This window comes from Bacillus sp. GMs2/2 (assembly GCF_050172095.1).
GTDB lineage: Bacteria > Bacillota > Bacilli > Bacillales > Bacillaceae_G > Bacillus_A > Bacillus_A cereus.
The window spans coordinates 1-21,058 of sequence record NZ_JBNLYE010000002.1 but is presented as its reverse complement, the minus strand read 5'-3'; the positions used below and the strand labels follow the sequence as shown (position 1 = coordinate 21,058).

Sequence of the window (21,058 nt, the reverse complement as noted above, 5' to 3'; positions counted from 1 at the left end):
TTAAGATAAAATGAATTTACTTATTGACTCTAACGTTGCGTCATACTTTATCGTATGTACTAAGGGGGAGATACAAATGACAATGAGAGTAAAAGAAGTAGCTGATTTAGTTGGAATTAGTGTGCGCACACTGCATCATTACGATGAAATTGGGTTGTTAACCCCAGACGAGACGACAGAGTCTGGATATCGTCTGTATTCCAATGAAAATTTAGAGACATTGCAGCAAATTTTGTTTTTTAAAGAGCTTGGCTTCCCTTTGAAAAAAATTAAAGAGATTATCATGAGTCCATCATTTGATCGCGAAGAGGCACTAGAGCTTCATAAGAAAATGCTTCTTGAAAAGCGTGCTAGATTAGATAAAGTGATTGCGACGATTGATAAAACAATTCAGCATACAAAAGGAGAGATTGAAATGACGAACAAAGAGAAATTTGAAGGATTCGATTTCAGCCATAACCCATATGAAGAAGAAGCACGTGAAAAATGGGGAGACGCAGCTGTAGATAAAGCGAACGAATATGCAAAAGGTATGTCAAAAGAGAACCAAGAGGAGTTTAATGCTATTTATAGAAATTTAGCAGCGCTTAGACACGGAGCACCAGATTCTAAAGAGGCGCAAGAAGCAATTGGAGTGTGGTACGATTACTTGCAAAACTTCGGTGCATATTCATTAGATGCTTTTAAAGGACTCGGTCAAATGTACGTCGCTGATGAGCGCTTCACGAAAAATATCGATAAGTTTGGTGAGGGGTTAGCGCAATTTATGTGTGATGCGATGGAGGTTTATGCGAATCGTAATAAAAATTAAAAAGTAAAACAGGTGGAGATTTTCTCCACCTGTTTTACTTTTTAATCATATCATTCAAAGTCTGATCTCCCGTATTGTTCAAATGAGGATTTTTACTCATTTCACGTTTTAGCATATCGAGGCTTTGCGTATATTCTGTATCATTTAATGCGCCAGATTGAAGACCTTGAATTTGGGAAATCAACTTTTGGTCTGTTGATACATATCCTTTATAATAGCGAGGGACGATGGACAAAGCAGCTCTATATACTTGATCTGCTACGAGTTTTGGATCCGTTGTGTTTGCACGGTATACAACAAATACTTCATCATCGGTAACGAGCGTAGCGGCGTTTGTAACGTCAGGAAGTTTGACTGTCATACTTGTAATCATTTCAGCAACTTTCTCACGGTTAATGGCTCCTACTTGTTTGTTAGATACTTCATGCTTTTGTTTAGATGAATAGCCGACCCTTGTGAGCCGTGTATTTGTATTTTCCGTATGATACATGTCGTTTTTATTGGAAACAAGAACACGGCTTCCTTCTTCACGTTCCATTTCAGCTTTGTTCGCTGATTGGCAGCCTGCAAATAAGGAAATAGTGAGAAGGGAAAGTAAAATTTGTTTTTTCACGATGTATCACCTCCTTCTCCATAGCATGTACTAATTTGCAATTTTTTGTATTTGAAATTGTTGGTTGTTATGCTTTGTGATACGATAAAAAGAAGAATGCTTAGAGAGGAAGTTAATGATGGAGCAAAAGCAAGAGATTCATGCTACGGTGAGCATTAATAATGTGCAGTACGAAGTAATTAAAAACTTTCGTGACGGTTTTAGTGAAGAAGCATTTAAAGAGCGCTATGCAGAAATTTTAAATAAATATGATTATATCGTTGGAGACTGGGGATATGAGCAACTTAGACTGCGCGGATTCTTTGATGATAGTAACCAGCGTGCGACATATGATACGAAAATTAGTACGTTAACGGAGTATTTATACGAGTACTGTAACTTCGGTTGCGCACACTTCGTATTACGAAAAATGAAGAAATAAAAAAATCCTCTTACGATTGTAAGAGGATTTTTTGCATTATAAACAAATCGAGATATAATCTCCTTCAGATAGTATTGTATTTGGTTTCATTTGTTGTCCGTTCAATTGAATATCTCCGTTTTTAATTTTATCCACAATGCGTGTACGGCTCCAGTCGGAAATATATGTGGATAAGGCTTTATCCATTCGGTGGGAACCGAAAACGATATCTAATACAATTGTAATTTCAGCTACGCCACTTTCTTTATGCTGTGTAATGGAAATGGTAGTAGTTGTTTCCGTTTGATCTTGCTGAGGCATATCGACTGTTTCCACATGATCAGTAAATGATTTATAAATACGAAGTTTTTGATTCCACGTATGATCTTTCGGACATTTATAAATGGCAAAGCGATATATGTTTTTTCCGTTGGCGTTATGCCTACGAATATTTGTGTCGGTAAATAGGGTAGTGCGTCTGCAATTTTTACAATACTTTTCGATTGTGTTTTGTTCATTTTCATATAAACTCCAAGAAAGTTGTACTTTCTGCATTTTCCTTCACCTCTTATAGTAGTGGCAAAGGAACGTAATACAGCTATTTGGATGTCTTGTAGTATGAAGACATGAGAAAAAGACAAAAATAAAAGGAAGTTCCCTTAGGAACCTCCGTAAACATCATACTACAGATGCGTTACGTTCCTTTGTAATGGGAATGGGCAGACTACTCCCTTGAAAAAGCGTGGTGCTTTTTTGAGAGTAATGCTATCCAATTGCTGGTCCATTACAAAGTAAATGTTGGCATACGTAGATAACGTCCTTTCTATCCAAATAGATTTATTCTTAATTATAACATATTAGTTTGAAAATTAAAAATACTCGCAATGAAAAAACACCAGCTAAAACAGCTGGTGCCTAAGATAAATTATATAAGTTCAAATAAAAATGAGCGTAGTTCTTCTGCAATTTCTTCAGTCATAGAAAATGCGTGCTCTAAGTAGCCTGGTTCGTTTAAATCGTCAGCGCCGATGATTGCAAATTTATTGCGCTGCATATCAAGGACAATTGTTTTACCGTAATGACGATCAGAGTATAAAAGCGCTAAATCGTGACGCTCATTTTCTCCCATAAAGCTAACGAAACGCGTTTTTGTAGCGACAGTATCGTCGTACAGAAAGAAACGTTCTTCCATACACATGGCTCCTTTATTAAATATCTAAGTTTAAGTGTGGCTTATGATCTAAATGGTGATGCGTTTTAATGAATCGTACTGTTCTTGTTTTGTAACGCATTACGATAGAATATGTTTCAGCTAAATCTCCACCAAGGAATTTAACACCGTCTAATAACTCACCAGCAGATACACCAGTTGCTGAGAAGATTGCATCATCCCCAGATACTAAGTCATCTAACATAAGAAGTTGACGAGGATCTTCTAATCCCATTTCACGACAACGAGCTTCTTCTTCTTCGTTCATTGGAACTAAACGAGCTTGCATTTCACCTTCAAGGCATTTTAATGCTGCTGCAGAAATAACACCTTCTGGAGCTCCGCCAATACCTACGAATAAGTCGATACCCGTTCCAGGTAGTGCTGTTGCGATTGACGCACCAACATCACCGTCACCAAATAATTTTACGCGTGCACCTTTTGCACGAACACGGTCAATAATATCTTGATGACGTTCACGTTCTTGAACGATAACTGTTAGATCGCGAATCTTTTTATTGTTAGCTTCTGCTACAATTTCAATTGTTTTTTCAATTGGATCATCTAAGCTAATTTTACCAGCTGCTTTTGGACCAACCGCGATTTTTTCCATGTACATATCAGGAGCATGAAGAAGGTTCCCTTTGTCTGCGATTGCAATAACTGCCATTGCATTTGCAAGACCTTTTGCAACGATGTTTGTACCTTCTAATGGGTCAACGGCGATGTCTACTTCTGGACCGTTACCTGTTCCTAGTTCTTCACCAATATACAGCATCGGTGCTTCATCAAGTTCTCCTTCACCAATTACAACTGTACCTGCCATGTTTACTGAATCGAACATATCACGCATTGCTGTAGTTGCTGCATCATCTGCTTCATTTTTCTTTCCGCGGCCCATCCACTGTGCGGATGCTAATGCTGCTGCTTCTGTTACACGGACAATTTCTAGTGCGAGTTCACGTTCCAAGATTTCATTCCTCCAATTTCAAAAATCATACAAATATAACTATAACAAATAACGGAGAAAAGGTGAATTCGAAAAATTGTCGATTTTTTCAGAAGAAAGCGTTACAATTAAAATGTAAATGCTTTAATTTCCAGGTAGGTGACATTCATGTATTTTGTAGACAGAAAGAAAATAGAACAAATGCTAGTATGTTTAGAACGAGCAACAAGTACATTTCAAGAGAAAAAGATATATGAAACCGAGTTTGAATTTTACGCATTAGAGCGCATAGCCCATCTTATTATTGATTGTGTATTAGATGCCGGGAATGCGATGATTGATGGATTTATTATGCGCGATCCAGGAAGCTATGAAGATATTATTGATATTTTAATGGACGAGCGAGTGATAAGTGAAGAAGATGGACAAGGGATGAAAGAAATTATCCTTCTTCGAAAAATGCTTACGCAAGACTATATTCAAATGAATCATGATGAATTATATAAGACGATTCAAAAACATATTGCAGTGGTAGAGAAATACCCAGCAAATGTTCGCAGTTATTTAGAAAAGGAATTAGGACCTGTATCTGCATTTGTACCAGAATAATTATACAATATAAGATCCCCAGAGAATGCCTTTTGGGGATCTTATATTGTATGTGAGAAAGAAAAGGGAGAAGGGTGAAGTATGGGGGAAGCACGTACTACGAAAGACGAAATTGTACAATTGTTGAAAGTAAAGGGAGAGCACACGGTAGCGGAACTAGCTGACGTTTTAGAGATTACAGAAATGGCGATCCGAAGACATTTAAGTAATCTTGAGAAAGACGGACTTATTTATTCTAAGATGGTAAGGCAACATGTCGGAAGACCAACTTATTTGTATGGATTAAGTGAAAAGGGAGAAGATACATTCCCGAAAGAGTATAAGCAATTTGCGATTGATATGCTAGAAGATTTAGCTCGAATGGGTGATGAAAAAATACTTCGTTACGTTTTAAAAGAGAGAACGAAGCGAATGGAAGAACAGTTACAAAAGAGAGTGAGTAATCAAAAGAATTTAGCATATAAAGTGCAAGAGATAGCAGCTATGCAAGAGAAAAACGGTTATATGGTTCAAATAAAGAGAGATGGAGAGAATTCTTTCGTAATTGAAAAACAAAACTGTCCGTTAAAGGAAATTGCAGAGAGATTCCCGCAAGTATGTAAAGATGAAAAAGAGATGTATAAGCGTTTATTTGCAGGAGCAGATGTAAAGACGTTAGCAAATATGTGTGAGGGCGATTGTAGTTGTTCTTACCAAGTAAAAGAGAAAAAATGAACGTTATGGGGCGCTTTTAGGTAAAGCGTTTTTTTCTTTGGAAAAAGCGGGTAATATAAGAGTGGTATGATAAGGTGAGAACGTTAGCATAGAAGGAGAGACATAATCGATGTATAAAGGTTACTTAATTGACTTAGACGGTACGATGTATCGCGGGGAAGAACAAATTGAAGAGGCAAGCGACTTCGTAAAAGCATTAGGAGAGCGCGGCATTCCTTATTTATTCGTTACGAATAACTCAACGCGTAAACCAGAACAAGTGGCAGAAAAACTTGTTCGTTTCGATATTCCAGCGAAAGCAGAGCAAGTATTCACAACGAGTATGGCGACTGCGAACTTCATTTATGAACGTAAACAAGACGCAACTGTATATATGATTGGTGAAGAAGGCTTACACGATGCACTTGTGGAAAAAGGATTTGAACTTGTGGATGAAAATCCTGATTTCGTTGTTGTTGGTTTAGATCGTGACATCACATATGAAAAGTTAGCAAAAGCGTGTCTTGCTGTGCGTAACGGCGCAACGTTTATTTCCACAAATGGAGACATTGCCATTCCGACTGAGCGCGGATTATTACCAGGTAACGGCTCATTAACATCAGTTGTAGCAGTATCAACAGGTGTGGATCCAATCTTTATCGGAAAACCAGAATCAATTATTATGGAACAAGCTTTAAAAGTACTTGGCATAGAAAAAAATGAAGCATTAATGGTTGGGGATAACTACGATACAGACATTTTAGCAGGAATAAATGCTGGCATGCATACCCTTCTTGTCCACACTGGAGTCACAACTGTGGAGAAGTTAACAGAATACGAAGTACAACCAACGCAAGTTGTGCATAACTTGACGGAGTGGATTGAGAAGATGTAATGAAGAAAGCTGTTCCAAACTTTGGAACAGCTTTTTTTCTAATATTTGCGGGCAGCCCGATTGGTGTGGGCTAACATTCGGTTGTGACTAGTGTCGATTTTTGTCGGTAAGTTGATATATTTGAAAAATCGCCGATATAATCTGAGTTGCGCCGATATATTTAGAAAATCGCTGATATAATCTGAGTTGCGCTGATATATTTAGAAAATCACTGATATAATTTTATTAGAACGCACGATTCACAACGTCTTTAACCTCTTCAAGATATTGCTTACGCACACTGTTATCCACAGAAGGAACACTTGTATAGAATGTATGCTCAATTGTTTCAATGCCTGTAAATTCAAAAATACCAACATCCGCTGTTTTCTTCATTGCATCAAACATGCCGCCTGCTGTGTATGCCTCTTTCGTATTACCCATTGTAGATAATAACAATCCTTTTTTACCGCTTAATAACTTTTCAATGCCGTTTTCACCGTAAGCATAAGCAAATCCATGGCTAAACACACGGTCAACGTATCCTTTTAAAATAGCAGGAAGTCCCGCCCACCAAACTGGATAAATAAATGTAATGCTGTCAGCCCAAGAGATATGCTCTTGTTCTTCTTTAATATCTTCTGGTGTGTTTCCTTGAGAAAATGAGATGAAATCGGAAGCGCCTAATACTGGATTAAAGTTTAATTCGTATAGATCGCGAACGCGAACTTCGTGATCTTTTCCTTCTAATTCACTTTTTACTGTTTCTAAAATCGCATGGTTGAAGCTTTCTGTATTTGGGTGTGCATAAACGATTACATGTTTCATTTTTCTTCCTCCTATTTGTGGATATGTGAATAGTTTTTTTATTTATGTAACCATTATGGTTACTTCTGTTGTGAGAGTCAACTTTTCTGACGTGAGAAAAAAGTGAAAACGTAATTGGCTAACATGGGATACATGTTAGTATGTGACAAAAAAATACAAAAAAGTAGGGATTTTGCATTCTGGATAGAATATATAAATTGGTAAATAGAGAGAGAAGGGGATATGGGGATGAATATTATTGAAATTGAAAGGTTAGAAAAATCATTTGATATTGGGGATAGTAAAGTCAGGATATTAAAAGGCATTAATCTTCAAATTCAAAAAGGAGATTTTGTTTGTATTATGGGGGCAAGTGGTTCAGGGAAAACGACTTTATTGCAGCTATTAGGTGGATTAGATATTCCATCGGTAGGTAGTATTCGAGTTGATGGTACAGAGATTTCAACATTAAAAGAAAAAGAGCTCGCTTTATTTAGAAGGCATAAAATCGGTTTTATTTTTCAGCAGTTTAATTTGATTCCAGTGTTTAGTGCGGAGGAAAATGTAGGATTACCTTTACTGTTAGATAATGTCTCGCAAAAGAAGGCAACGGTGACAGCAACGCGATTATTAGAACTTGTCGGATTGAAGGGAAAAGAAAAACATTTACCAGCACAGTTATCAGGTGGGCAACAGCAAAGGGTTGCGATCGCAAGAGCTTTTGCAAATGAGCCGGCTATTATATTAGCAGATGAACCAACAGGGGCACTAGATTCGGAAAATAGTAAAAACATAATTGCGGCACTTCGCAATGCGTGTGATGAGTTAGGGCAAACAGCTGTCATTGTAACGCACGACCCGTTCGTAGCGGCCCATGCGGATAAAGTTGTTTTTTTATTAGATGGTGAAGTGATACATGAACATGCTGAAAGTAAAGGGTGGAAGTTTCGAAATATCCCGCAACAAGTTACTCACATTCAAGAGATTATGAATCGTCACTTTAAAGTAGGGGGTAAAGGTGATGCGATGGGTAATTAAGTATGCAGTAAAATCGATGAAACAAAATTGGCTGCGAAATATGTTGATTGCTCTCGGTGCAGCTTTAGGTGTTATGTTAGCGACGATGTTATTATTAGGCAATCAATCAGTAGAGAAAAGTGTGAAAGAACAAGTAGTAAGCCGGTATGGGGATTATAATTTACAATTTGGTTATATAAAAAATGATATGTATTTAAATAATGAAAGTTTAAAAGGAATAGATGGCTTAGAAAATGCTGAAAAAATATCAAAAGTACTTATACCATATCCTTTTCCAAATTATAAAGAGTTATCGGGAAAACCGTCCTATTGGGGTGTGGAGCAAGATTCTCCAGAAATGCATTCTTATAAAATATTAGAAGGTCGATATCCGAAAGAAGGGGCTGAAGTAGCACTGACAAAAGGATATACAGATCGTGAAAATATACGGGTAGGAGATACGATTCCTTTGCCATTCCCGCAACATGGAGAAAAGAATGTGAAAGTCGTCGGCATTTTAAATCCGCCGCTAATGGCAGCAATGGGGCATAGTGCGTATTTTCCAATTCATTGGCTTCAAAAAGAATTAAATCTACCAAATCAATTTAACCTCGTTCAAGTTAAAACAGTCGATGTAAATGTGAAAAGAGCAATTGCTCTTGATGTAAATAAGAAGATAGAAAATATAAAGGTGGATCAACGTACTTATGTTGATAAGGCGTTTGAACGACTAAATGTAATGAAGCCTTTAATTTTTAGTTTAGGTGGTATTGCTTTATTTGTTGTAGCTCTGTTAATAATGGGAAGTTTCTTCTTATCTGTTAGAAGTCGATTTAAGCAGTGGGCATTATTACGTGCGCTTGGTAGTAACACAAATCAAATTATAGTCGTCGTTTTATTAGAGGCTTTATGCATCGGAGCAATCGGATCGCTAGCAGGAGTTATTCTTGGAGCAGGTACGCAAACAATCGCTGCATCATTCATTAATAAATGGGTGAATATTGAGGGCGCAGGGAAAGCATCATTCTCGATTTCAGGTGAGATTTTACTCATTACGTTTTTACTAGGGATTGTTATGTCTATCATAGGGGCCATTATACCAGCTTTCATGGTTAGAAAGATTCCACCAGTTCAAGCACTTCGGCCTGGTCTTCCTAGTAATGAAAAAAAAGAAAAAAGATGGAGTGCTTTTAGCCTTAGCATTTTAATCATTGGTACCGTTATTGGACTCACGGGTAGCGTATTAGAGCAGTATATCGGTTTTAATCCAAGTGCGATAGGAGCATTTTTATTTGCGGTCGGTTTGTTATTAGCGATTCCGTTATTTATTCGTATGATAGCACCAGTGATTGCAAAACCGTTTCAAATGATATTACGAATTGAAACGACGATTAGTAGCCGGAATGTCATTCGTTATCGAAACAAGGCAGCTGTGTCGGTTGCTATATTAGCATTTGGTTTTATGTTAGCACTTGTTGGAACGATGTATGTAAATTCTATGTATGAAGGTATGAAAAAAGGATTACAAAAACATTTACCAGCGGACTTAGTAGTAAGAATTCCAGTAGAATCGCAAGGAATAGAAACATTACCGTTTAGTTGGATGGAGAAGGTTAGAAAAATTGATGGTGTGGAATCGAGTGTTGGGAATGCTACTGACTTTACTGCAAAGCTTGTGAATTATGACTTTAAAAAAGCGAATCAAGAATGGTATGAATTTATGAAAAAAAATAACTTGAACTATGATTCAATGGAAGTTGTAGGTAACGATATTGTAGCGTACCAGAAAGTAACAAAGGCGAAAGTGATTGCAGGACAAGCTTTAAATAAGCCATTACAAGATGGTGAGGGAGTCGTTACGAAGGAAGTTGCTAAAAATTTAGGGCTTCAGTTGCATGATACGGTTGACGTACAAGGAAAAGGGAAAGAAAAACAAACAATTAAAGTCGTTTCGATTATTGAGCAAGGATTAAGGTTAAGGAGTTTGGATATTTTCGTAAATGAACAATGGGCTCGGGATAAGTTTCGCGTACAAGGATATGAAGCGATTCAAATTATGACAAATTCTAATCAATCATTTGAAGTGATTAAGAAGCAAGTAAAAGAAATTACAAATAATAAAGAGAATGTAGAAGTTATAAACAGTTATGATTTATTGAAAGAACAAGAGCAGTTATTATCGCAAATGATGATGTTAATTCGCTTGTTAGTTGTAATTGTTTTCATTATTTCTGGTATAGGATTAATGAATGCGATAGTCGCAAGTTTACATGAAAGACGTGCTGAAATTAGTATGATTCGTGCGGTAGGGGCTATCCCAAAGCAAATGAGACGGATCGTTTTATTAGAGGGAACTTTACTTGGAGCGATAGCTGGTTGTATAGGGATTTTTGGCGGGATTTTGTTTAGTTATATTGTGTTATCGAGCTTAGAGCTAACAGTGATTATCATTCCGTATAATCAAGTTGTCATATTGGCCCTAGCTAGCGTGATGCTTGGAGCAGGGGCAGCAATGATTGCTTCATTACAATTAAGAAAGTTCAAATTAAGTGATACTTTAAAGGAGTTATCAGCATAAAAGATTACTACACCCCGCTCATACAAAGAACAAAGAAAACAAATAAAATAATGACAATACCAATGCCGAAGTTAAATACGAGAGTACTATCCATATATGTAGCCTCCTTGTTTGAAAGTAAAAAGCACTCTAGTTAAGAGTGCTTTTTTATTTTGAATCTACTTTATAACTTTTAGAAAGTGATTCATGCGTGTAATGATTTACATTATTTTATGTATTTATACTTTGAAATGAGTAAGTCCTTGTTGGATATAGAAAAAAAGACACTCGTGGAGTGTCTTTTAAGATGACAAAATGTGCCAATTGCTTGAGGTTGATAAGACGCTAATTTCCGTGTTAACGCCTTTTCTTTAATCAAGAAGTGTAGCAACAGCGATTCAAATAAATTGTACCACTTGTTTAATCGCGGTGCGTATGCAATTGTGCATATTATGATCATGGGGTAGGTAATGAACTGTGAATAATTTGAAGTGATTTATTTACGATTTCTTCTGCGGCATATATGCCGATTGCGTCTGTTTTTAAAATATGAGGTTGTAAGTTATCATGCATTGCCCCTAACTCACCATGAAGTGGTGCGAAGGCATGGTTCGCCTTTTCAAGCATGCATAAATCAAGTAAAGAATCCCCAGCTGTAATAATCGTATCTATTTGCAAAATTTCTTTTATATATTGCACGGCGTCCCATTTGTTAATTGGTTTTGGTACAAAGTATAGCTTTCTACCTTGAAGTGAATGATTCCAGCCTTGTTTGTCTAACCAGGAAGTGAAAGATGATAATTCATCATAAGGAATGTTCTCCCGTTTAATAATGCAATAATGGAATAGATCATCAGCTGTTTTTTGTGATATAACCCAATCTTTATGAGCTATTTGTCCAAATTCCTTTAGTATGTCGTTTCCCTCTATACATTCAAACGATAGTCTTTCTTTTACTATCCTGTTCCAAGTACCATCTTGTTTACCGTTATGAAGAATATTACCGCCGTTACTTGTAATGGCGTATTCGGGAATGATTTCGTCTTGGAATAAAGAAATACGCTGAAACTGCTCAATAGTTCTTGTTGTAACTGGGATGAAATGTGAGTGCAGTTGCAATTTTTTTAGTAGTGAAATGGTTTTATGTGATATGAAAGAAATTTCTTTCCCATCTAAAGTTTCAATGAGTTGAATTGATTCATCTTCTATAGGGGCACGAAACGATTTCCGGGAATAAATAAGCGTCTGATCAAGATCACTGGCGAAAATCATATCGTTTCCCTCTTAAGAGGCTTAATGAGCCCGCAACATGAATAAGCCATATTCTCATAGATTTCAATAGGGACATTCTTTTCTTTAGCAAGAAGTAAAATATGCTTTAAATCGGGATTGTTTTGCTTACGTATTAAAATTTTCCACGGTATTCTCCGGAGTAATACGCGAGTTGTTTCACCGATTCCTGGTTTAATTAAGTTAATATCGTCAATTTCAAAGTGATTTTGGATAGACTGTATATCTTTTAATCCTTGCCAAGAGGGATCAGTGTAAGTTGAAGTAATATAACGTAATTGATTATCTATATGAGAATGAACAGAAGGGAATAAATCTGTTACCTCATCAACGAAGAAATTTGATAAGTCTTCTTGCTCTAGCTCTTTATAATATTTAACACCATGAAAATCATTTGGACCGATATAGGTGTCATTTAGTATAGTGCGGCTAATTAGTCCAGAGACTGTTGCATTTAAGCAAGCGCTAGGAATAAGAAAATCTTCACGTGTACCGTAAATTGAAGTACAGTAACCGGGATCAGCAAGCACAGCCATACAATGAGAAATGTGTGTATTATTTCGTTCGTTAAATGTGTGTACTGCATATTCTAATTCTTTTTTTATTGCACCTTTTCCAGTCCACCCATCAATGAATTGAATTGTTTCTTTAGGGTGATGTTCCAAAATATAATGGAGTGCATTTTCATCAATACCGCGTCCGCGAACAATAGAAATACAATAGTGAGGTACATCAAGGTTGTATTGATAGCGTATGTAGCGTTTGATAAGAATGCCAATAGGTGTACCAGCACGAGCTAATGAAACGAGGACAAGGTTAGTTCCTTTAGTTTGTATAATCTGTTCGGCGACAACTCCAACAGCGATGGCTAGTTTGTGTTTGTATTGTTGCAGGGAAGAAAAGAATAAATCCATATACGCTTTAGAGGGTTTATATTCCATTGGTAACATTTCGGAATAATGTGTGCCAGCTTGAATTGCTTGTTCTCTAGTTTCCGTGGAACTTTCTTTCATTAAATCACTAATATCTTTTAATAGAAAAATAGCATCATTTGGATTGTAACTACTAATATGAGAATTTACTTTTACCATAATTATCAACCTTCCTTTTCTATGCTATTTGAAAATGAGACGATATGAATAAAAGGAATAACTGTTTGTAACTGCTGTAGAAGAGGAGATAGGGCTTCTTCCCCTAAATCACGCTCAATGAAAACAAATGCTTCATCGTAATCATGAGGTGAAATATTATAAAAGTAATTTGTTATAGTAGGATCTTCAGGACTTGGATATGAGAAATGATTATGAATGGCGTAGTTCACATCATTTGAAACAGGATGGATAGGGCTTCTTGTTGTAGATTGATATAAAATATTTTCACCCATTTCAGCAGCAATTTTCATTGGGATATACATAAATTCACCCGTTCCGAGACAGAGTGTTCGTTTTCCCATTCTTTCTCTTTTTAAAGTTTTTCCTGCTTCTTGGGCGAAAGAATGAATGTGCTTTTGTTCATATGCTGAAATGCCAAATCGCCCAGTATATTTTATATAATTTGATGTATAGGGTGATTTTAGGCAGGTAAGGGTATGTTTTTTGAAATTAGGTTTTGTTTCTTCAATTTGAATCTCTTTTTTTGCAATATTTAATGGTTGGCCAGTTGTATGAATACTGCCTTCTAATAAAGAAATAACATGAACCTTAATTTGAAGTTCTTCTTCTAATTGTTTAAATTGTTTTCTATTAGTATGAGAACGCCAGTCTAACAAAGAAGCAATTATATATTCTTCTCGTGGGAATTTATTTTGAATAGATCTAATAATATTTAATGCTGTTTTTCCTGTTGTCATCTCATCATCTACGAGAACAATTGGATTGTTGTTTTGAAAAAAGCTTTCATCTACATAACAACGGTGTGATGTTGCATGAGAATGTTCTTCCTCAAATGTAATGACAGATTCTAGGTGGGGTATCGATTCCCTAGTTGTATGTACATACTTTGCATTTTGAAAGCATTGAAACATAGAATGACCAAGTGATGTCGCTGTTTCAGCGAATCCGATGAACAAAACTTCTTCTTGCAGAGGATATTGATAACGAAATACTTCCTCTGGGATTTCATCAATTTCTAATGAAATGAGATTTAAAATTTCTTTTTGAAATGGATGAGAAATATTATGTAGTATTTCCATATATCTTGCAGCGAGAGCAACTCCACTTGATAGAGAGACTGCAGGTTTAATAGGAAGATGCTTTCCAAGGATTGTACTCACAAATAAAAAACTACGTTTCTTATTTATTCTCGCAGCCATTTGAAAAAGATTGTCTAGCGCTAAATTATATGGATTATCACGTACTTCTACATGAACTTGTATATTATTTAAAACGTTATACGTGTTGCTTTGCGTTTGTAATAAGGAGATCGGTGAATTGTTTGTTTTCATGTAGCACCCCGTAAATATTAGATTTTAAAATGGTTTTGCGAGCCCACCCATAATGAGGTTTTACTTCATTCATTTTGTTAGAAAAACTGCTTTTTAGCACTCCATTATACGTATCTGCATTTTGTAAAATTAATCTCGCATCTAAATAATCTTCCATTGTGACAATGTGCATTGCCTGTACAACTTTAATATGAGATGGGTGAATAACTGTCTTTCCGATTAAGCCATTTGCATGGTCAAGTGATACCTCTTGAATAAGCCCTTCTTCATAATCATTAGAAAAATATTCCCATACACATCCTGAAATAATATATTCATTTGTTGCCCTTGAGAAAACGTTAATAATGTCTGAAATACAATCACGGACAACAGTAATATGATAGATAGGTGTGTATTTATTACGCCGAATACTAAATATACTTGAAAAATCAGTAGCACCAATACGTACATTTAAGATGTAATCGTGATAAGAATCTAGTAAATCCTTTATTTGTAATAATGATTCTGCCCGTGTTTCCTTATACATAATTTCGGGTGATTCTAAAATCGGCATGCCATATAACGATAATGAGTATAACTCGTTTATATATGCAAGCTGATCGATATAAGTCTTTCCGTTAATCGGTGTGAATTTTGGAAAGACAAAACCACATAAACAATGAACGGCACTACCTAATTCAGTAACAATTTTCTTCATTTGACTTGGCTGTCGAACTCTAATAAAAAGAAGTGGGATGTCTGCTTGATTTAGTATGTTGGCACTGACTAAGTTAGCGATTTGCTGTATTTGAACGACGATGTTTTGCTCTGCAAGTTTTACTTCCTCATCGCTGATAGCGTCCTCTAGACAAAGAATAATTGAGATAGCATCCACATGTTTCCTGCTAATTATATCTTCCGCAATCGTTTCTTTCGTGCCAGGAGTATATAGTGTAGCGCCTAGTGCGTAAGCTAGTTGTTCTTTCCCTATATTTTTTGAAAAATTAAGAGGTTCTTTATAGAAAAAAATTTGCCGTTCTTCTGAGGGGAGATAAGAAAAGTAATTCAAATTGTCACCACCTTATTTATAATGATTCTGTTTAATCGTAACATAATAAGAAAAATCTTCCATAAAAATGAAACAAGAAATTAAAAAAATATATTGAGAAAGATGAATTATAAGATGAATATCGAATATTGTTAATAGAAATATAATAGGGGGAAAGAGAAAGTGGATATACATAAATTAACAGAGGAAGAAGCAAATGAGATAAATACTTGGACGTACGAGGAACCATATAATTTATATAGTTTTTCAGGCGAGAAAGAAGTAATGGAAGAGCTATTAGATGGAACGTATTATGGCTGTTGTGATGATCAAGGAGACTTCATCGGTTATTTTTGTTTTGGAGCAAATGCACAAGTACCAGGTGGAAGAGATGCTCATTTATATGGTGGAGAAGATGTGATTGATACCGGACTTGGCATGAAGCCGGCGTTAACCGGGAAAGGAATGGGGAAAGAATTCTTCCAAGCTGGAATAGCGTTTGCCACGAAAGAGTTTAATGCAAAAATGTTTCGATTAAGCGTAGCGACATTTAATACAAGAGCGATTACGTTATATAAAAATATCGGATTTAAGCAAGGGCCTATTTTTTTGAGTCGCGGAAGAGAATTTATGCTGATGGAATATGAAAGACCGTCAGCATGAACCTGACGGCCTAGAAAACACTATTATTCTGAGTGCTCAGCTCGGTGCGCTAAACGGCTTGAAGCAGCGGCAGCGATTCCGCCAACGATATCATCAAGGAACGTGTGCACCTTTCCAGTTGATTTATCATTTAAGTATTCTAAAATACCAGGTTTTAATTTATCAATATATCCAAAGTTCGTGAAACCGATAGAGCCGTACACATTCACGATAGAAAGTGCGATAACTTCATCAATTCCGTATAAGCCTTCGTCACGTTTTACAATATCTTGTAACGGTTCACTTAGCATTCCCTTTTCAGCAAGGACATCAAGCTCGATACCAGTAATCAGTGCGTTTTGTACTTCACGTTTTGATAGTACACGTTCTACATTGTAACGGCATTCTGACATCTCTAAATTTGGATGATATTTTTTTTGAAGAAAATGAACAAGTTCAGCAATATCGTCAATTGTTACACCGCGTTCTTGTAATAGTTTTAATGCTCTTTCTTGTAGTTGATTTGATTCTTTCATGTTTATCACCTTTTTTTCTTTTTAGTATTTGTATACGTTTCGTTGCTTTATCATGTGCATAGGAATGAAAGGCGAGCACAAGCTCATATATATAAAGAAAAACCATAGGTGGCGACTGCGATGATTCAGCATATTTATGAGCATTATCACATGCATGTTAAAGAATTAATCCCCCTTGGCCCCTATAAAAGCTTTTGGATTCGCAACAAAATTTATGTACTTGTTCCAATTGGAGAAATGGAGGAAGAAGTACTTGTAGAGATGAAAAAGCTCAGTGATTATATGAACCAGCAAGGGGATATAACTGTAGCGACTTTCGTTCCGACTATACACGGCTACTATGTAAGTGAGATAGAAGAACAAAATTACTGCTTATTAAAAGGTATGCGCACGTTAGAACGACATGCTATGTCATTAGGAAGTGAGCTTTCTATATTCCATAAACGAGGTGCATTCTTTCCAGAAGAAATTGAGCAATTAAGCCGAATTGGTGAATGGAAAGCGTTATGGGAAAAAAGGCTCGATCAATTAGAAAAGTTTTGGCAATCACAAGTGATGAACCACCCTTCAGATGTATTCGATCAATTGTTTATTGAATCCTTCCCGTATTACTTAGGAGTTGCAGAAAATGCCATTCAATATGTTGTCGATACAGAAATGGATGATACGCCGCAACTAACGGATGCAGCAACAATTTGCCAAGAACGATTCACACCTTTATTATGGCATCAAACGAAGCGTCTCAAACTTCCTTTTGATTGGGTGTATGATCACCCGAGTCGAGATATTGCAGAATGGATCCGCCATATGACGATAGAAAAAAAGAAAGACTGGGAGCAAACAATCGTTCAATTTGTTACGGATTATGAACGGAATTATTCGCTATCCTCATTTGGCTGGCGCTTATTATTTGCAAGGCTCCTGTTCCCGCTGCACTATTTTGAAACGGTCGAACGATATTACCAAACTGGAAACGAAGAACAAAAAAGCATATATAGAGATCGCTTAGAAGCCATTTTACACGATGTGAACCGCTCAGAGCAATTTATGAAGCATTTTTATGGTTCACTTCGTTTACCAGTAGATAAGCTCGGGATTAGAAAATTAGATTGGTTATCTTAAAAATATAAAAAAGAGACCGAGTAAGGTCTCTTTTTTATATACCACAATTTTATGTAATACATTATGCCCCTACCTGTTGATCTGCACATATATTTAAAACGAATTGATGCCCTTCGAGTTTTTCATTTACTTTACCCAATAATTCTTGCTGAATTTCTTTAAATAAAAATTGATAGCTTGTATTCCATGTTGGTATAACGGATGAAAGGCCTAATAAATATTCTTTTTTCTTTTCTAGTTCTTGAATTGTTAAAAAAGTGTTCCCCATTTTTGGCATCTGTCGTCCCCCTATGTTTTTTACTTTATATGTGTGAACGATTCACTATATAGTATTAATTATCGCATTTTTTGAGAGGGATTTCCAATTTTGTTTTATGATGTTAACGGATAAATGTGATTTGAATAAAAAAGGAGACCAAATTTGGTCTCCTTTTAGCAAGTGACTTTGAACGAGCCGCTAGATAATATCCAGCTCCAGCGGCTAAAATGTTCGGTGGCTTCGCTTCTTCCTGTGAGGCAAAAAGCGCCTCTTCGTCAGGAGCTCCAATGACCTCCTGTTCTGAACGAGCCGCTTCCGCTTTTAATTAAAATACTTGTTCTACTTCGATAACGCCTGGTACTTCTTCAAGTAACGCGCGCTCGATACCAGCTTTTAGTGTAATTGTAGAACTTGGGCAGCTTCCGCATGCACCCATAAGGCGTAGTTTTACGATACCTTCTTCAATGTCTACTAATTCAACGTCTCCGCCATCGCGAAGTAAGAATGGACGTAATTTATCTAATACTTCTAATACTTGTTCTTGCATATGTGGGTTTTCCATTTTTATCGACTCCTTTCATCAGTTTTATTATAATCAAGATAGAGGGGAAAATCTATTTTTTCTCTTCTTGTTTTATTGTCGAAATTTTGTATCGTGTTTTTTCAGTATAGGGGTATGGAATAAGTTTGTAAAATGATGTGCTTATGTAATAAGACATCTGAATATACTGTTGGGACAAGAAGTGGGGGAGAAGAAATGGTTAATGTTCAAGTGTATGGGACGAAAGTAATTTGTGCGAGCTGCGTTGGAATGCCATCTTCAACAGAAACGTTTGAGTGGTTACAAGCGGCAATTGGTCGTAAATATGAAGGACAAGAAAATAAATTTAATTTCGAGTATATTGATTTCCAAGAAGAACAAGAAGATGCGGATAAAAAAGCATTCGCAGAGCGCGTAGTGGAAGAAGATTTATTTTATCCGGTCGTTCTTGTAAATGGAGAAATTGTTGGAGAAGGAAATCCTCGTTTGAAGGATGTTTACGAAGAAATCGAGAAATATTTATAAAACAAGAAGTCTTTGCGAATTTGCAAAGGCTTTTTTTATTGGAGGGATAGATATGAAAAATGGAGTGAAGCATGCGTTACCAACGGAAGTAGAGCAGTTAATGGAGCGGTACACAGTAGAATTAAAAGAAATTTTTTTGGATGAAAAAATAGTCGGGGTATATATTTACGGATCCATCGCACTAGGTGCATTTCATAAGGAAACGAGCGATGTTGATTTTGTTACAGTGATAAATGATTCCGTGAATGAAGCTGAAAAACAGCAGCTTGTGGAACTACATAAGAAACTTAGTGATAATATGCTAGGTAAAAGAATGGACGGTATGTATATTCCGCTTGCTGACTTAGGGAAATACAATGATGAAATGAACGAGTACGTGTATTGTGCAGATGGTAAAGCTAATGTTGGTCATTGGGACATTAATGCGGTCACATGGTGGACGTTGAAAAATCAAGGCATTACAGTTACAGGAAAAGAAGCAGAAGATCTTCCGCTGCAAATACAATGGAATGATGTAGTAAATACGATGAAATACAACGTAGAACAGTACTGGAGTGAAAAGGCGAAGAAGCCATATTTATTTTTTATAGAAGAGTGGGTAGAATCAGCTGTCGTTACGATGGGACGTATTTTATATACACTAGATCATAAAACAATCGTTTCAAAAGATAGAGGCTTGCAATACTTGTCAGAACGTTCAGCGGAAGAATGGGAGCTTTTATTAAAAGAAGTAGCGAGAATACGGCAGAATCCAAAAGAAAAGCGAATGCTCTCAAGGTGGAGAAGGGCAGATATGACGAAGAGGTACTTACTACATTTAATTGAGATGTGTAGAGAGAAATGGTAGGGAAGAAAATGGACAATACAGTGGGGTGTATTGTCTTTTTTATTTTGTAGTAGATAGAAAAGTATTTACAAGTATTGTGTAGAGGAAAGATAATAGAAAAAATATGTGCATGGGGGAAGATGATGAGTAAATATAAATTACATATAGATGGAGAACAATTATGGAAAGGATGCGTTTTAAATTCGATTGCCCATGCAATTAATGTAGCGCATTGTCCAGATTTCTCACATGAAAGTTCATGGGATGGATTTAACTATAGTATGCAAGATAGCCAAGGCGGACAAGGGGTAATTACGTTTCATCCGAATTACACGATTGTATGTCTTCAAGATGTGAATAGTGAGAGAATGGATGAGTGGATTGATGCGAAAAGTTATTTTGAAGGGGCACCTTCGGAAGTAATAGATATTGCGAAAGAAGAAGCACTTCAATACGTATTAGAAGAAGTAGAAGGCGAAACAGTTCCTTTTATTACAACTGCATTTTGGATTGAGGATAGTGGTGCGTATTCAATTGATTCATTTGAAGAGATGGAAGAGCACGGTGGATTCTTATTAGAAATTCCATTACTTGATACAGAATCAGCAATGGAAAGACTGGAAGAAGAGTATGAACTGACAGAGGAACAAATAGAGCTTTTACAACTCGTGTATGAGAAAAAAATCCAAAGGCCAAATGAGGAAATTAAGTTGTCTAAAGAAGAAGTAGAAATGATTGGAACGGAAGATAGCGAAGGATTGGAAGCTAGCAAGGAGTCATTTGCAGAAATGAATATTACTTGGGAGTTGTAGGATAGGATATAAAATTGTGATAAAGGACTAGTAGAAAGAACAATGTGAAATTACATTGCACTTTCTACTAGTTTTTTTATATACATATCAATTTCATGAAAGAATACGGGCTCTTTTTCCTCGGTATTCAGATGCACGGCGCAATGTAAATATTGCTGTAAATAGCGATTAGCTTGTTCGTACTGTTTTAATTTGTAGAAAGAAAAACAAGTAAGAAGTAGAAACGCTTTTTCTTCTAATATTGGAACGACAGCTAGTACCGGAGTAATGGAATGTATATTTATTTCCACTAAATTTTCATAAGATGCCCACGTTTGAAACCAGTCGAAAATAGTAGAAAGGTAATTCGGAATGTTGATAGTTTCATGTGAAACATTATGCAGAGAAAGTTAATAATGAACTATTCATTAGTTGTGTAAGTGGAAATATGTTTGAACTAGTAGAAGGCTAATTTGTGAGCTCTTTTAAGTCGAGATGTTTGTTTTAAAATAATAG

At 36.2% G+C, this 21,058-nt stretch carries 24 protein-coding genes and 1 pseudogene; 12 read left to right on the top strand and 13 right to left on the bottom strand.

The genetic code is table 11. The annotated features are described in order from the left end of the window. Positions 1–76: 76 nt before the first annotated feature. On the top strand, positions 77–811 hold the full coding sequence (locus tag ACQGS6_RS00650) for a MerR family transcriptional regulator (RefSeq protein ID WP_326318537.1): 735 nt from the start codon (positions 77–79) through the stop codon (positions 809–811). A 34-nt stretch (positions 812–845) separates the two neighbouring features. Here ACQGS6_RS00650 and ACQGS6_RS00645 read toward each other — a convergent pair whose 3' ends face one another. Continuing rightward, positions 846–1,424, bottom strand: a complete 579-nt coding sequence (locus tag ACQGS6_RS00645) for a YhcN/YlaJ family sporulation lipoprotein (protein WP_000744129.1) — start codon at positions 1,422–1,424, stop codon at positions 846–848. Between the two features lie 118 nt (positions 1,425–1,542). On the opposite strand from ACQGS6_RS00645, the gene ACQGS6_RS00640 reads away from it, so the two are divergent. Then, positions 1,543–1,845: a YutD family protein gene (locus ACQGS6_RS00640; RefSeq protein WP_000435942.1), complete on the top strand. Its 303-nt coding sequence runs from the start codon at positions 1,543–1,545 to the stop codon at positions 1,843–1,845. Between the two features lie 36 nt (positions 1,846–1,881). Here ACQGS6_RS00640 and ACQGS6_RS00635 read toward each other — a convergent pair whose 3' ends face one another. From ACQGS6_RS00635 to glpX, 3 genes are all read right to left on the bottom strand, one after another. Then, positions 1,882–2,379 carry a hypothetical protein gene (locus ACQGS6_RS00635; protein ID WP_001174572.1) on the bottom strand — a complete coding sequence of 166 codons (498 nt, stop codon included), beginning with the start codon at positions 2,377–2,379 and terminating at the stop codon, positions 1,882–1,884. 370 nt (positions 2,380–2,749) lie between these two features. Next, positions 2,750–3,016, bottom strand: a complete 267-nt coding sequence (locus ACQGS6_RS00630; RefSeq protein ID WP_000392606.1) for a DUF3055 domain-containing protein — start codon at positions 3,014–3,016, stop codon at positions 2,750–2,752. Between the two features lie 16 nt (positions 3,017–3,032). Continuing rightward, positions 3,033–4,004, bottom strand: a complete 972-nt coding sequence (gene glpX / locus ACQGS6_RS00625; RefSeq protein WP_000439090.1) for a class II fructose-bisphosphatase — start codon at positions 4,002–4,004, stop codon at positions 3,033–3,035. Between the two features lie 147 nt (positions 4,005–4,151). Between glpX and ACQGS6_RS00620 the strand changes: the two genes are divergently transcribed. The 3 genes from ACQGS6_RS00620 (at position 4,152) to ACQGS6_RS00610 (ending at position 6,180) form a co-directional block, all read left to right on the top strand. Next, entirely contained in the window at positions 4,152–4,592 is a 441-nt protein-coding gene (locus ACQGS6_RS00620; protein WP_000274000.1) for a DUF86 domain-containing protein, read from the top strand. Between the two features lie 81 nt (positions 4,593–4,673). After that, positions 4,674–5,306 carry a helix-turn-helix transcriptional regulator gene (locus ACQGS6_RS00615; RefSeq protein WP_000503350.1) on the top strand — a complete coding sequence of 211 codons (633 nt, stop codon included), beginning with the start codon at positions 4,674–4,676 and terminating at the stop codon, positions 5,304–5,306. Between the two features lie 109 nt (positions 5,307–5,415). After that, positions 5,416–6,180 (top strand): TIGR01457 family HAD-type hydrolase, encoded by a 765-nt coding sequence (locus tag ACQGS6_RS00610; RefSeq protein ID WP_000276467.1) that lies wholly within the window; start codon positions 5,416–5,418, stop codon positions 6,178–6,180. A 225-nt stretch (positions 6,181–6,405) separates the two neighbouring features. Here ACQGS6_RS00610 and ACQGS6_RS00605 read toward each other — a convergent pair whose 3' ends face one another. Further along, complete coding sequence (locus ACQGS6_RS00605) at positions 6,406–6,987, bottom strand: NAD(P)H-dependent oxidoreductase (protein ID WP_426964819.1); 582 nt, start codon at positions 6,985–6,987, stop codon at positions 6,406–6,408. 228 nt (positions 6,988–7,215) lie between these two features. Here ACQGS6_RS00605 and ACQGS6_RS00600 point away from each other — a divergent pair, with 228 nt between their 5' ends. Further along, a complete protein-coding gene (locus ACQGS6_RS00600) occupies positions 7,216–8,004 on the top strand; it encodes an ABC transporter ATP-binding protein (RefSeq protein ID WP_001021176.1) in 789 nt (262 codons plus the stop codon). Continuing rightward, on the top strand, positions 7,988–10,561 hold the full coding sequence (locus tag ACQGS6_RS00595; RefSeq protein ID WP_001267750.1) for an FtsX-like permease family protein: 2,574 nt from the start codon (positions 7,988–7,990) through the stop codon (positions 10,559–10,561). The genes ACQGS6_RS00600 and ACQGS6_RS00595 overlap by 17 nt, the downstream gene beginning before the upstream one ends. A 435-nt stretch (positions 10,562–10,996) precedes the next feature. Here the strand turns inward: ACQGS6_RS00595 and ACQGS6_RS00590 are convergent, their stop codons facing one another. Genes ACQGS6_RS00590 through ACQGS6_RS00575 form a run of 4 tightly spaced genes read right to left on the bottom strand, consistent with a single transcriptional unit; the run spans position 10,997 to position 15,321 of the window. Beyond that, complete coding sequence (locus ACQGS6_RS00590; RefSeq protein ID WP_000575382.1) at positions 10,997–11,812, bottom strand: HAD family hydrolase; 816 nt, start codon at positions 11,810–11,812, stop codon at positions 10,997–10,999. After that, a complete protein-coding gene (locus tag ACQGS6_RS00585) occupies positions 11,809–12,921 on the bottom strand; it encodes a cysteine protease StiP family protein (RefSeq protein ID WP_003314597.1) in 1,113 nt (370 codons plus the stop codon). The genes ACQGS6_RS00590 and ACQGS6_RS00585 overlap by 4 nt, the downstream gene beginning before the upstream one ends. Positions 12,922–12,926: 5 nt before the next feature. Continuing rightward, entirely contained in the window at positions 12,927–14,273 is a 1,347-nt protein-coding gene (locus ACQGS6_RS00580; RefSeq protein WP_426964818.1) for a phosphoribosyltransferase family protein, read from the bottom strand. Then, positions 14,218–15,321, bottom strand: coding sequence for an HpcH/HpaI aldolase/citrate lyase family protein (locus tag ACQGS6_RS00575; protein WP_426964817.1), 1,104 nt, complete (start codon positions 15,319–15,321; stop codon positions 14,218–14,220). Before ACQGS6_RS00575 ends, ACQGS6_RS00580 begins: the two co-directional genes overlap by 56 nt. Before the next feature lie 162 nt (positions 15,322–15,483). Here ACQGS6_RS00575 and ACQGS6_RS00570 point away from each other — a divergent pair, with 162 nt between their 5' ends. Further along, positions 15,484–15,963 (top strand): GNAT family N-acetyltransferase, encoded by a 480-nt coding sequence (locus ACQGS6_RS00570; RefSeq protein WP_016110886.1) that lies wholly within the window; start codon positions 15,484–15,486, stop codon positions 15,961–15,963. A gap of 23 nt (positions 15,964–15,986) precedes the next feature. On the opposite strand, the gene ACQGS6_RS00565 is transcribed toward ACQGS6_RS00570, so the two are convergent. Next, a complete protein-coding gene (locus ACQGS6_RS00565) occupies positions 15,987–16,478 on the bottom strand; it encodes a phosphatidylglycerophosphatase A family protein (RefSeq protein ID WP_000665094.1) in 492 nt (163 codons plus the stop codon). A gap of 120 nt (positions 16,479–16,598) precedes the next feature. Between ACQGS6_RS00565 and yutH the strand changes: the two genes are divergently transcribed. Further along, positions 16,599–17,600 carry a spore coat putative kinase YutH gene (yutH, locus tag ACQGS6_RS00560; RefSeq protein ID WP_000614218.1) on the top strand — a complete coding sequence of 334 codons (1,002 nt, stop codon included), beginning with the start codon at positions 16,599–16,601 and terminating at the stop codon, positions 17,598–17,600. 61 nt (positions 17,601–17,661) lie between these two features. Here yutH and ACQGS6_RS00555 read toward each other — a convergent pair whose 3' ends face one another. Both ACQGS6_RS00555 and ACQGS6_RS00550 read right to left on the bottom strand, forming a co-directional pair. Next, positions 17,662–17,877: a hypothetical protein gene (locus ACQGS6_RS00555; protein WP_016118827.1), complete on the bottom strand. Its 216-nt coding sequence runs from the start codon at positions 17,875–17,877 to the stop codon at positions 17,662–17,664. Positions 17,878–18,184: 307 nt separating this feature from the next. Beyond that, a complete protein-coding gene (locus ACQGS6_RS00550; protein WP_000431159.1) occupies positions 18,185–18,421 on the bottom strand; it encodes a NifU family protein in 237 nt (78 codons plus the stop codon). 195 nt (positions 18,422–18,616) lie between these two features. Between ACQGS6_RS00550 and ACQGS6_RS00545 the strand changes: the two genes are divergently transcribed. The 3 genes from ACQGS6_RS00545 (at position 18,617) to ACQGS6_RS00535 (ending at position 20,563) form a co-directional block, all read left to right on the top strand. After that, complete coding sequence (locus tag ACQGS6_RS00545) at positions 18,617–18,925, top strand: YuzD family protein (protein ID WP_000248588.1); 309 nt, start codon at positions 18,617–18,619, stop codon at positions 18,923–18,925. Between the two features lie 52 nt (positions 18,926–18,977). Next, positions 18,978–19,772 (top strand): nucleotidyltransferase domain-containing protein, encoded by a 795-nt coding sequence (locus ACQGS6_RS00540; protein WP_001986998.1) that lies wholly within the window; start codon positions 18,978–18,980, stop codon positions 19,770–19,772. A gap of 122 nt (positions 19,773–19,894) precedes the next feature. Next, positions 19,895–20,563 carry a hypothetical protein gene (locus ACQGS6_RS00535; RefSeq protein WP_242785181.1) on the top strand — a complete coding sequence of 223 codons (669 nt, stop codon included), beginning with the start codon at positions 19,895–19,897 and terminating at the stop codon, positions 20,561–20,563. 50 nt (positions 20,564–20,613) lie between these two features. Here the strand turns inward: ACQGS6_RS00535 and ACQGS6_RS00530 are convergent. Then, positions 20,614–20,946 (bottom strand): annotated as a pseudogene (locus tag ACQGS6_RS00530) (DUF4304 domain-containing protein); the annotation flags it as partial. Positions 20,947–21,058: the final 112 nt, after the last annotated feature.